Here is an 11548-nt window from a genome sequence, read left to right on the forward strand (position 1 = left end):
ATGTTCAAATATATTGGCGACATCGTTAAGGGTACCGGTACCCAACTGCGAAGCCTGGTCATGATCTTCGGCCATGGCTTTCGCAAGCGCGACACCCTGCAATACCCGGAAGAAGCGGTCTACCTGGCGCCGCGTTATCGCGGCCGTATCGTCCTGACCCGCGACCCCGACGGTGAGGAACGCTGCGTGGCCTGCAACCTGTGCGCCGTGGCGTGCCCGGTAGGTTGCATCTCGCTGCAGAAAGCCGAGACCGAAGACGGTCGCTGGTACCCGGACTTCTTCCGTATCAACTTCTCGCGCTGCATTTTCTGCGGGTTGTGCGAGGAAGCGTGCCCGACCACCGCGATCCAGCTCACGCCGGATTTCGAAATGGCCGACTTCAAGCGTCAGGACCTGGTGTACGAGAAAGAAGACTTGCTGATTTCCGGTCCCGGTAAAAACCCTGATTACAACTTCTATCGTGTTGCAGGTATGGCCATTGCCGGTAAGCCGAAAGGCGCCGCGCAGAACGAAGCCGAACCGATCAACGTGAAGAGCTTGCTGCCTTAAGGAAGAAAGATGGAATTCGCTTTCTATTTCGCATCGGGTATCGCGGTGGTGTCCACGCTTCGTGTGATCACCAACACCAACCCCGTGCACGCCCTGCTCTACCTGATCATTTCGCTGATCGCCGTGGCCATGACCTTTTTCGCTCTCGGAGCACCGTTCGCCGGTGCCCTGGAAGTGATCGCCTACGCCGGCGCCATCATGGTGCTGTTCGTATTCGTGGTGATGATGCTCAACCTGGGTCCGGCGGCCGTCCAGCAGGAACGCTCCTGGCTCAAGCCGGGCATTTGGGCCGGGCCGGTGATTCTCTCCGCGCTGCTGCTGGGTGAACTGCTGTATGTGCTGTTCGCCCACCAGAGCGGCCAGGCCATCGGCCACACCACCGTAGGCGCCAAGGCCGTGGGCATCAGCCTGTTCGGTCCGTACCTGCTGGTGGTCGAACTCGCCTCGATGCTGCTGCTTGCCGCAGTCGTCACGGCGTTCCATTTGGGCCGTAACGAGGCGAAGGAGTAATCACATGCCTGCTATCCCTCTCGAGCATGGTCTGGCGGTTGCCGGCATCCTGTTCTGTCTCGGTCTGGTCGGCCTGATGGTCCGCCGCAACATTCTGTTCGTGCTGATGAGCCTGGAGGTCATGATGAATGCCTCCGCCCTGGCCTTCATCGTCGCGGGCGCGCGCTGGGCGCAACCGGATGGACAGATCATGTTCATCCTGGTGATCAGCCTGGCAGCCGCCGAGGCCAGTATCGGCCTGGCGATCCTGTTGCAGCTGTACCGCCGCTTCCACACTCTCGATATTGACGCTGCCAGCGAGATGCGCGGATGAACCTTCTCTTCCTGACTTTCGTATTTCCCCTCATCGGTTTCCTGCTGCTGTCGTTCTCCCGTGGACGCTGGTCGGAAAACCTTTCGGCGCTGGTCGGCGTGGGCTCGATCGGCCTGTCCGCCCTCGTCACGGCCTATGTGATCTGGCAATTCAACGTCGCCCCACCGGAAGGTGGCCGGTACGTGCAGGTGCTGTGGCAATGGATGGCGGTGGAAGGCTTCACGCCGAACTTCGCCCTCTACCTGGACGGCCTGTCGGTGACCATGCTTGGCGTGGTGGTCGGCGTGGGTTTCCTGATCCACCTGTTCGCCTCCTGGTACATGCGCGGTGAAGCTGGTTACTCGCGTTTCTTCGCCTACACCAACCTGTTCATCGCCAGCATGCTGTTCCTGGTACTCGGCGATAACCTGTTGTTCCTGTACTTCGGCTGGGAAGGCGTGGGCCTGTGCTCGTACCTGTTGATCGGTTTCTACTACAGCAACCGCAACAACGGTAACGCCGCGCTCAAGGCATTCATCGTGACCCGCATCGGCGACGTGTTCATGGCCATCGGCCTGTTCATCCTGTTCCAGCAACTGGGCACGCTGAACATCCAGGAGCTGCTGGTTCGTGCTCCGGAGCACTTCAAGGCCGGTGATTTCTGGATCGTCCTGGCGACCCTGATGCTGCTGGGCGGTGCTGTCGGTAAATCCGCGCAACTGCCGCTGCAGACCTGGCTGGCGGACGCGATGGCCGGCCCGACCCCGGTTTCGGCACTGATCCACGCCGCGACCATGGTCACCGCGGGCGTCTACCTGATCGCCCGTACCCATGGCCTGTTCGCCCTGGCGCCGGACATCCTGCACCTGGTCGGCCTCGTTGGCGGCGTGACCCTGGTGCTGGCCGGTTTCGCCGCGCTGGTGCAGACCGACATCAAGCGTATCCTCGCCTACTCGACCATGAGCCAGATCGGCTACATGTTCCTGGCCCTGGGTGTCGGCGCCTGGGAAGGCGCGATCTTCCACCTGATGACCCACGCCTTCTTCAAGGCCCTGCTGTTCCTTGCCTCCGGTGCGGTGATCGTTGCCTGCCACCACGAGCAGAACATCTTCAAGATGGGCGGCCTGTGGAAAAAACTGCCGTTGGCCTACGCCAGCTTCATCGTTGGCGGCGCGGCCCTGGCGGCCCTGCCACTGGTCACTGCCGGTTTCTACTCCAAGGACGAAATCCTCTGGGAAGCGTTCGCCAGCGGTAACCAGGGTCTGCTCTATGCCGGCCTGGTGGGTGCGTTCATGACTTCGCTGTACACCTTCCGCCTGATCTTCATCGCGTTCCACGGTGAAGCCAAGACCGAAGCCCACGCCGGCCACGGCATCGCCCATTGGCTGCCGCTGTCGGTGCTGATCGTGCTGTCGACCTTTGTCGGCGCAATGATCACCCCACCGCTGGCCGATGTGCTGCCGCAAAGCGTCGGCCATGCCGGCGGCGAAGCCAAGCACAGCCTGGAAATCGCCTCGGGTGCCATCGCCCTGGCGGGGATCCTGCTGGCCGCCCTGCTGTTCCTTGGCAAGCGCCGCTTCGTCACGGCCATCGCCAACAGCGGCATCGGGCGTTTCCTCTCGGCCTGGTGGTTCGCCGCCTGGGGCTTCGACTGGATCTACGACAAACTGTTCGTCAAGCCATACCTTGCGATCAGCCACATTCTGCGCAAAGACCCGCTCGACCAGACCATTGGCCTGATCCCGCGCATGGCCAAGGGCGGCCACACCGCCCTGAGCCGTACCGAGACCGGTCAACTGCGTTGGTATGCGGCTTCCATGGCGGCTGGCGCCGTGCTGGTTATCGGCGCCATCGTGCTGGTAGCGGTCTGATATGAACCTTGCGAACTTGCGAAAGGAAACGAGCCCGTCATGATTCTGCCCTGGCTAATCCTGATCCCCTTCATCGGCGGCCTGCTGTGCTGGATGGCGGAGCGTTCCAGCTCTACCCTCCCGCGCTGGATTGCGCTGCTGACCATGTCCCTGGAACTCGCGCTCGGCCTCTGGCTGTGGGCGACCGGCGACTATTCATTTGCACCGGCCCCTGGCGCCGACCCGACCTGGGCGCTTGAGTTCAAGCACACCTGGATCGAGCGCTTCGGCATCAGCGTGCACCTGGCCCTCGACGGCCTGTCGCTGCTGATGATCCTGCTGACCGGCCTGCTGGGTATTCTCTCGGTACTCTGCTCCTGGAAAGAGATCCAGCGTCACGTCGGTTTCTTCCACCTGAACCTGATGTGGATCCTGGGCGGTGTCGTCGGCGTGTTCCTGGCGCTGGACCTGTTCATGTTCTTCTTCTTCTGGGAAATGATGCTGGTGCCGATGTACTTCCTCATCGCGCTCTGGGGTCACAGTTCTTCGGACGGCAAGAAAACCAGGATCTACGCGGCGACCAAGTTCTTCATCTTCACCCAGGCTTCCGGCCTGATCATGCTGGTGGCGATCCTTGGCCTGGTGCTGGTGAACTTCAACAATACTGGCGTGATTACCTTCAATTACGCCGACCTGTTGAAAGTGCAGATGTCGCGCACCACCGAATACGTGCTGATGCTGGGCTTCTTCATCGCCTTCGCGGTGAAGCTGCCGGTGGTGCCGTTCCACTCCTGGCTGCCGGACGCCCACGCCCAGGCACCGACCGCCGGTTCCGTGGACCTGGCCGGTATCCTGTTGAAAACGGCGGCCTACGGCCTCCTGCGTTTCGCCCTGCCGCTGTTCCCGAATGCCTCGGCGGAGTTCGCGCCGATTGCCATGACCCTGGGCCTGATCGGGATTTTCTACGGTGCGTTCCTGGCATTTGCCCAGAGCGATATCAAGCGCCTGATCGCCTTCTCCAGCGTCTCGCACATGGGCTTCGTGCTGATCGGGATCTACTCCGGCAGCCAGCTGGCCCTGCAAGGCGCGGTGATCCAGATGCTCGCCCACGGCCTGTCGGCCGCGGCGCTGTTTATCCTCAGCGGTCAGTTGTACGAGCGCCTGCACACCCGGGACATGCGTGAAATGGGCGGCATCTGGTCGCGCATCGCCTACCTGCCGGCCATCAGCCTGTTCTTCGCAGCCGCGTCCCTGGGCCTGCCAGGCACCGGCAACTTCGTCGGCGAGTTCCTGATCCTGATCGGCTCGTTCGTCAGCGCACCGTGGATCACCGCGATCGCGACGTCCGGCCTGGTGTTCGGTTCGGTCTACTCGCTGATCATGATCCACCGCGCCTACTTCGGTCCCGCCAAGTCGGACGAAGTGTTGCGGGGCATGGACGGTCGCGAACTGATCATGGTGCTCGGCCTTGCGGTGCTGCTGGTTTACCTCGGCGTCTACCCGCAACCGTTCCTCGACACCTCTGCCGCCACGATGCATGGCGTGCAGCAGTGGCTCGGCACCGCCTTCTCTCAACTCGCTTCGGCCCGGTAAGAGCGCTATGGAATTCACGATTCAACACTTTATCGCGCTTGCGCCGCTGTTGATCACCAGCGCCACGATCATCGTGGTGATGCTGGCGATCGCCTGGCGGCGCAATCATTCGCAGACCTTCCTGCTGTCGGTGGCGGGGCTGAACCTGGCCTTGCTGTCGATCCTGCCGGCCCTGAAAGTCGCGCCTCTGGCGGTCACGCCACTGATCCAGATCGACAGCTTCGCCTGCCTGTACATGGCGCTAATCCTGGTCGCCACCCTCGCCTGCGTCACCCTCGCCCACGCCTACCTGGGTGATGGCGGTTCGGGTTACCCGGGCAACCGCGAAGAACTGTACCTGCTGATCCTGATGGCCGCCGCCGGTGGCCTGGTCCTGGTCAGCGCACAGCACCTGGCCAGCCTGTTCATTGGCCTGGAGCTGCTGTCGGTACCGGTCTACGGCCTGGTGGCCTATGCCTTCTTCAACAAGCGCTCCCTGGAAGCTGGCATCAAGTACATGGTGCTGTCGGCGGCCGGTTCCGCGTTCCTGTTGTTCGGCATGGCCCTGCTCTACGCCGAAGCCGGCACCCTGAGCTTCGTCGGCATCGGCCAGGCCCTGGCGGCCACCGGCCTGCCTAGCCCGATCGCGCAACTGGGCCTGGGCATGATGCTGATCGGCCTGGCGTTCAAGTTGTCGCTGGTGCCCTTCCACCTCTGGACCCCGGACGTCTACGAAGGCGCCCCGGCGCCGGTGGCGGCGTTCCTGGCTACCGCTTCGAAAGTGGCGGTGTTCGCGGTGATGGTGCGACTGTTCCAGATCTCGCCAGTGGCCAGCAGCGGTGTCCTGAGCAATGTGCTGACGATCATCGCCATCGCGTCGATCCTGTTTGGCAACCTGCTGGCGCTGACCCAGAGCAACCTCAAGCGTCTGCTCGGTTACTCGTCCATCGCCCACTTCGGCTACCTGCTGATCGCCCTGATCGCCAGCAAAGGCCTGGCCGTGGAAGCCATCGGCGTGTATCTGGTGACCTACGTGATCACCAGCCTCGGCGCCTTCGGCGTGATCACCCTGATGTCCTCGCCGTACAACGGCCGCGACGCCGACGCCCTGTACGAGTACCGCGGCCTGTTCTGGCGCCGTCCGTACCTGACCGCCGTGCTGACCGTGATGATGCTGTCCCTGGCCGGCATCCCGCTGACCGCCGGCTTCATCGGCAAGTTCTACATCATCGCCACCGGCGTCGAGGCCCACCAGTGGTGGCTGGTCGGCTCCCTGGTGCTGGGCAGTGCCATCGGCGTGTTCTACTACCTGCGCGTGATGGTCACCCTGTACCTGATGGAACCCAACCTGCGTCGTCACGATGCCGAGCTGCACTGGGAACAGAAGGCAGGCGGCGTGATGCTGCTGGCCATCGCCGTCCTGGCGTTCTTCCTCGGTGTGTACCCGCAGCCGTTGCTGACGCTGGTCCAGCAGGCGGGCCTGACCGGCTGAATGCCTGAGCGTCATCGCTGACAAAAAATGCCCGTATCGTGAGATGCGGGCATTTTTTTTGCGCTGGATTTGAAACCGTGGCGAGGGAGCTTGCTCCCTCGCCACGGTTTGGTGGTTTTCCGAAATTGTTATTAGGTTTGATTAATTTTTTGGCAGATTAAATCGCAACCACTCATCTATAATCATCGCCCTAGAAGACTGGCTTGCACAGCCAACCGCCAAGGAGAATTCCGTCATGACAACCACCACGAAAACCCGGTCGGTCACCGCTCATGTCCCGGTGGACCTGGCTGAAAAAGTCGACCTGATGGCCGAGCGCCTGGAGCGCTCCAGGAACTGGATCGTCAAACAAGCGCTATCTGCCTGGATCGAACAGGAGGAGGAACGCAGCCGTCTGACTCATGAGGCATTGGCCGATGTTGACGCTGGCCGCGTGGTTGATCACCAGGCTGTCCAGGCTTGGGCCGACAGTCTCAGCACCGACACCCCGTTACCGGTACCGCGCTGATGGAGTTGAAGTGGACCAGCAAGGCGCTTTCCGACATCGCCCGACTTTATGAATTTCTGGCGCTGGTGAACCAACCCGCCGCCGCGCGAACGGTACAACAGCTCACGGCGGCGCCGACCGCTCTGCTGACCAACCCACGCATGGGTGAACGCCTGGAAGAGTTCGACCCTCGGAACGTGCGCAGAATCCAGGTCGGCCCCTACGAAATGCGCTATGAAATAATCGGCTCCACCCTTTACCTGCTACGCCTGTGGCACACACGCGAAGATCGATGACCTGGGCTCGATCAGCCACCAACACCCGCGGCAGCGCAAAGTGCAAGGCGTTTTCAGCGGGCCTCATGCAGCCTGCACGATGGCGAAAATCCTCGATAATATAAGTCATTGATTACCAAGAATTTTATCAAGCGGCTCGGCTGGCACGGTGGATGCACCTGTCCTTGTTACGTGGCGTCGGCGCTTGAAGCCGGCCCGCATCCGTGAATGACCGAGGAGCAACACATGAACGCCATCGACCTGTTGAAAGCGGACCATGAACGCGTGAAGGGCATCCTGTCCCAGTTGAGCGAATCAACCGACCGCGCCATCAAGAAACGCACCGAACTGTTGGCCAAGCTGGAAATGGAAGTGTCTATCCATACCCGCCTGGAAGAAGAAATCCTTTATCCGGCCTTCAAGCAGGAAGGCGGCAAGGACGAAGCCGAGATGTACTACGAAGCCAAGGAAGAGCACCGCACCGTCGATTCCCTGGTGCTGCCCGACCTGAAAAACACCGACCCTTCCCAGCCTGAGTTCGCCGGTCGCGTGAAAGTGGTCAAGGAGCTGCTCGAGCATCACATCGAAGAAGAAGAGGAAGAAATGTTCCCTAAAGCCGAAGAAATCCTCGGCAAGGCCAAGCTCGAAGAACTGGGCAACCAGATGGAAGCCGTGAAGGCCCAGTACAAAAAAGAGTTCACCGCCAACCTGGCTGCCTGATCTAGGCGTCTCGAAATTCAGCCGTCCCAGGGACGGCTGAATGCGTTTTGCGCCACCTACCGCATGTGTTCACGCAAGAATTCCACCAACGCCTGCACCGGTCGCGAGCTTTGTCGGTGTTGCGGATAGACCGCCGACAGCGTCAACGGCTCGGTCTCGAATCCCTCCAACACCTGGATCAGCCGCCCATCCCTCAACGCCTCACCGAGGATGAAGGTCGGCAGATAAGTAATCCCCATGCCGGCAATCGCCGCATCCCTGAGCAAGTCGCCGTTATTGGCACGCATGCGTCCCACCACTTCCAGCGCCAACGGCTTGCCCTTTCCGGCGAATCGCCACTGCACCTGACGGCTGTGCCCGTACGGCAAACAGTCGTGGGTGCGCAGGTCTTCCGGTCGCGTCGGCGTGCCTCGCTGCGCCAGGTAGGCGGCGCTCGCGCAATACACTCGCTCGATACTCGCAATGCGCCGGGCGATCAGGGTCGAATCTTCCAGCACGCCGATCCTCAGTGCGAGGTCGTACCCCTCCCCCAGCAGATCCACCGAACGGTCACTCAGGTCGACCTCAACGGTGACATCCGGGTAGCGCTGCAAGAACAGCGGCAGCAGGCTGCCCAGGTGCGCCACGGCGAAGGACAACGGAGCGCTGAGGCGGATGGTTCCGCGCGGCTCGCTGGTCTGGCCACTGATGCCCTGCTCCACCTGCTCGACTTCGCTGAGCAGGCGCAACGCCGCCTCGTGATAACGCTGGCCCAGCGGAGTGACGTCCAGGCGGCGCGTCGAGCGATTGAGCAACCGAACCCCCAGTCGTTGCTCCAGCTCCATCAACTTGCGACTGACGAACTGCTTGGACAGCCCGAGTTTGTCCGCCGCGGCGGTGAAACTGCCCGACTCCATGACCTGGGCAAAGATGCGCATTTCTTCGAAGGGGTTCATTGTCATTCCGTGGTGGACAGTCATCGGGTTCCAGCGGGCATTGTGGTCTTGGCAGGTCAGATTGACCAGCTGTTGAATGTGCCGGCCTCATCGCGAGCAAGCTCGCTCCCACAGGGATTCGAGGCGTTCACAAATCACCTGTGGGAGCGAGCTTGCTCGCGATGAGGCCAGTACAGCTGCCCACCATCAAAGGCCCGACACAAAAACGCCCGCACAAGGCGGGCGTCGTCCAGCAAGGCGCGCTTATTTGGCAGTCAGCGCCGAGTAGCTGTTCATCAGGTTGCGGTAGTTGGGGATGCGCTGGGACAGCAGGTTACCCAGGCCTTCGATGTCGTTGCGCCAGTCGCGGTGCAGCTCACAGGCCACCGAGAACCAGTTCATCATCTGCGCGCCGGCGGCGGTCATGCGCACCCAGGCGGCCTGTTGCACGGTTTCGTTGAACGTACCCGAGGCGTCGGTCACGACAAACACGTCGAAACCTTCAGCCAGGGCCGACAGGGTCGGGAACGCCACGCAGACATCGGTCACTACGCCGGCGATGATCAATTGCTTGCGGCCGGTGGCCTTGATCGCCTTGACGAAGTCTTCGTTGTCCCAGGCATTGATCTGGCCAGGGCGCGGAATATACGGCGCGTCCGGGAACATTTCCTTGAGCTCCGGCACGATCGGGCCATTGGGGCCCTGTTCGAAACTGGTGGTCAGGATGGTCGGCAGGCCAAAGAACTTGGCCAGGTCAGCCAGGGCCAGCACATTGTTCTTGAACTCGTTGGGCGAGAAATCCTGGACCAGGGAGATCAGGCCAGTCTGGTGATCGACCAGCAGGACCACCGCGTCGTCTTTGTTCAGGCGGTTGTAGGCGGGAACGTTGCTCATGGGATGACTCCTTTGGGATGGATGTTACAGCCCCCTGTGGGAGCGGGCTTGCTCGCGAAGGCGTCGTCACATCCGACAACCTTGCAAGCTGACACACCGCTTTCGCGAGCAAGCCCGCTCCCACAGGGAAATATGCTTGTCAGTTAAAAGGCAAAACACGAACAGCCAAACGCGCCCCAGAAACCCTGGAAGTCGCTGACCGGCACGTTCGACAGACGCGCCCGTTCATGGCTGTGGGAATGCACCTTGCACGGCCCACTGCACTGGTGGACTTGCGCCTGCAATGGCGAAGCCGGGCGCCAGTGGCCGGGAACCTTGACCACCGGCGACCAGTCCGGCAGTACCGGGACGCTGGCCGGGCCGAGTTTTTCGAAGTCGCCGGCGGCATAGACGACCTTGCCGTCCACCACGGTCAGCACCGATTCGATCCACTTGATGGCTTCTTCCTCGACGCTGAAGAAATCCGCGCTCAGGGCTGCCAGGTCCGCCAGTTGGCCAACCTTGATCTGGCCCTTCTTGCCCTGCTCCGAGGAGAACCAGGCGCTGCCATGGGTGAACAGCTCCAACGCGGTCAGCCGCGGCAGGCCTTCTTCGTGCAGCGAGAGGCCGCCGACGGTGCGGCCGCTGACCATCCAGTACAGCGATGTCCACGGGTTGTAGCTGGAGACCCGGGTGGCGTCGGTGCCGGCGCCCACCGGTACGCCTTCGGCCAGCATGCGCTTGATCGGCGGCGTGGCTTCGGCGGCCTTGGCGCCGTAGCGGTCGACGAAATATTCACCCTGGAAGGCCATGCGGTCCTGGATCGCGATGCCACCGCCCAGCGCCCGGACCCGCTCGATGTTTTTCGGCGTGATGGTCTCGGCGTGGTCGAAGAACCACGGCAGGCCGTTGAACGGAATGTCGCGGTTGACCTTCTCGAACACGTCGAGCATGCGGCTGATGGATTCGTCATAGGTGGCGTGCAGGCGGAACGGCCAGCGCTGCTCGACCAGATGACGCACCACCGGCTCCAGGTCCTGCTCCATGCCCGGCGGCAGGTCCGGACGCGGTTCGAGGAAGTCTTCGAAGTCCGCCGCCGAGAACACCAGCATTTCCCCGGCACCGTTGTGCCGCAGGAAATCGTCGCCCTGGTGCAGCTTGACGCTGCCGGTCCAGTTCTTGAAGTCGGTGAGTTCTTCCTTGGGCTTCTGGGTGAACAGGTTGTAGGCGATGCGCACCGTCAACTGCTGCTCGCGAGCCAACTGCTCGATGACTTCGTAGTCGTCCGGGTAGTTCTGATAGCCGCCGCCGGCGTCGATCGCGCTGGTCAGGCCCAGGCGATTGAGCTCGCGCATGAACTGGCGGGTGGAGTTGACCTGGTATTCCAGCGGCAGCTTCGGCCCTTTCGCCAGCGTCGAGTAAAGGATCATCGCGTTGGGCCGCGCCACCAGCATGCCGGTCGGATTCCCGTTGGCATCGCGAACGATCTCGCCGCCCGGCGGGTTCGGCGTGTCGCGGGTGTAGCCGGCCACCCGCAGCGCGGCGCGGTTGAGCAAGGCGCGGTCATACAGGTGCAACACGAACACCGGGGTGTCGGGCGCGGCCTGGTTCAGTTCTTCCAGGGTCGGCAGGCGCTTTTCGGCGAACTGGAATTCGTTCCAGCCCCCCACCACCCGTACCCATTGCGGGGTCGGGGTGCGATCGGCCTGGTCCTTGAGCATGCGCAAGGCGTCGGCCAAAGACGGCACGCCTTCCCAACGCAGCTCCAGGTTGTAGTTCAGGCCACCGCGGATCAGGTGCAGGTGCGAGTCGTTGAGGCCGGGAATGACGGTGCGGCCCTTGAGGTCGATGACCTGGGTGCCGCTGCCACGCAAGGCCATGGCCTCGGCATCGGTGCCCACGGCGACGAAACGCCCCTGGCTGATGGCAACCGCGCTGGCGCGAGGTTTTTCACGGTCGACGGTATGGAACTGGCCATTGAACAGAATCAGATCGGCGTTCATTGGATGTCCTT

The 11548-nt window shown here is 62.1% G+C and carries 12 protein-coding genes; 9 read left to right on the forward strand and 3 right to left on the reverse strand.

What is annotated here, in order from left to right; genetic code table 11:
- From nuoI to J3P89_RS17810, 9 genes are all read left to right on the forward strand, one after another.
- The gene (nuoI, locus tag J3P89_RS17770) at window positions 1-549 is read left to right on the forward strand and encodes an NADH-quinone oxidoreductase subunit NuoI (RefSeq protein ID WP_072392816.1); all 549 of its coding nucleotides are present in this window, start codon (window positions 1-3) and stop codon (window positions 547-549) included.
- A gap of 9 nt (window positions 550-558) precedes the next feature.
- On the forward strand, window positions 559-1059 hold the full coding sequence (gene nuoJ / locus J3P89_RS17775) for an NADH-quinone oxidoreductase subunit J (protein ID WP_434695092.1): 501 nt from the start codon (window positions 559-561) through the stop codon (window positions 1057-1059).
- A 4-nt stretch (window positions 1060-1063) separates the two neighbouring features.
- Window positions 1064-1372: an NADH-quinone oxidoreductase subunit NuoK gene (gene nuoK / locus J3P89_RS17780; RefSeq protein ID WP_003180046.1), complete on the forward strand. Its 309-nt coding sequence runs from the start codon at window positions 1064-1066 to the stop codon at window positions 1370-1372.
- Entirely contained in the window at window positions 1369-3222 is a 1854-nt protein-coding gene (nuoL, locus tag J3P89_RS17785; protein WP_434603702.1) for an NADH-quinone oxidoreductase subunit L, read from the forward strand. Before nuoK ends, nuoL begins: the two co-directional genes overlap by 4 nt.
- 39 nt (window positions 3223-3261) lie before the next feature.
- Window positions 3262-4794 carry an NADH-quinone oxidoreductase subunit M gene (gene nuoM, locus J3P89_RS17790; RefSeq protein ID WP_434569028.1) on the forward strand — a complete coding sequence of 511 codons (1533 nt, stop codon included), beginning with the start codon at window positions 3262-3264 and terminating at the stop codon, window positions 4792-4794.
- Between the two features lie 7 nt (window positions 4795-4801).
- Entirely contained in the window at window positions 4802-6265 is a 1464-nt protein-coding gene (gene nuoN / locus J3P89_RS17795) for an NADH-quinone oxidoreductase subunit NuoN (RefSeq protein WP_003203388.1), read from the forward strand.
- Window positions 6266-6500: 235 nt separating this feature from the next.
- The gene (locus J3P89_RS17800; protein ID WP_434695093.1) at window positions 6501-6773 is read left to right on the forward strand and encodes a CopG family ribbon-helix-helix protein; all 273 of its coding nucleotides are present in this window, start codon (window positions 6501-6503) and stop codon (window positions 6771-6773) included.
- The gene (locus tag J3P89_RS17805) at window positions 6773-7048 is read left to right on the forward strand and encodes a type II toxin-antitoxin system RelE/ParE family toxin (protein ID WP_434674022.1); all 276 of its coding nucleotides are present in this window, start codon (window positions 6773-6775) and stop codon (window positions 7046-7048) included. Before J3P89_RS17800 ends, J3P89_RS17805 begins: the two co-directional genes overlap by 1 nt.
- A 225-nt stretch (window positions 7049-7273) precedes the next feature.
- Window positions 7274-7747 (forward strand): hemerythrin domain-containing protein, encoded by a 474-nt coding sequence (locus tag J3P89_RS17810; protein WP_305495568.1) that lies wholly within the window; start codon window positions 7274-7276, stop codon window positions 7745-7747.
- A 56-nt stretch (window positions 7748-7803) separates the two neighbouring features.
- Here J3P89_RS17810 and J3P89_RS17815 read toward each other — a convergent pair whose 3' ends face one another.
- The 3 genes from J3P89_RS17815 to J3P89_RS17825 form a co-directional block, all read right to left on the reverse strand.
- Window positions 7804-8682, reverse strand: coding sequence for a LysR family transcriptional regulator (locus J3P89_RS17815; protein WP_434695094.1), 879 nt, complete (start codon window positions 8680-8682; stop codon window positions 7804-7806).
- A gap of 243 nt (window positions 8683-8925) precedes the next feature.
- The gene (gene ycaC / locus J3P89_RS17820; RefSeq protein ID WP_030141308.1) at window positions 8926-9555 is read right to left on the reverse strand and encodes an isochorismate family cysteine hydrolase YcaC; all 630 of its coding nucleotides are present in this window, start codon (window positions 9553-9555) and stop codon (window positions 8926-8928) included.
- Window positions 9556-9698: 143 nt separating this feature from the next.
- A complete protein-coding gene (locus J3P89_RS17825) occupies window positions 9699-11537 on the reverse strand; it encodes an amidohydrolase (protein WP_434605052.1) in 1839 nt (612 codons plus the stop codon).
- Window positions 11538-11548 lie beyond the last annotated feature (11 nt).

Origin of the sequence: Pseudomonas sp. Z1-14, from assembly GCF_051132005.1 — a bacterium.
Classification (GTDB): domain Bacteria; phylum Pseudomonadota; class Gammaproteobacteria; order Pseudomonadales; family Pseudomonadaceae; genus Aquipseudomonas.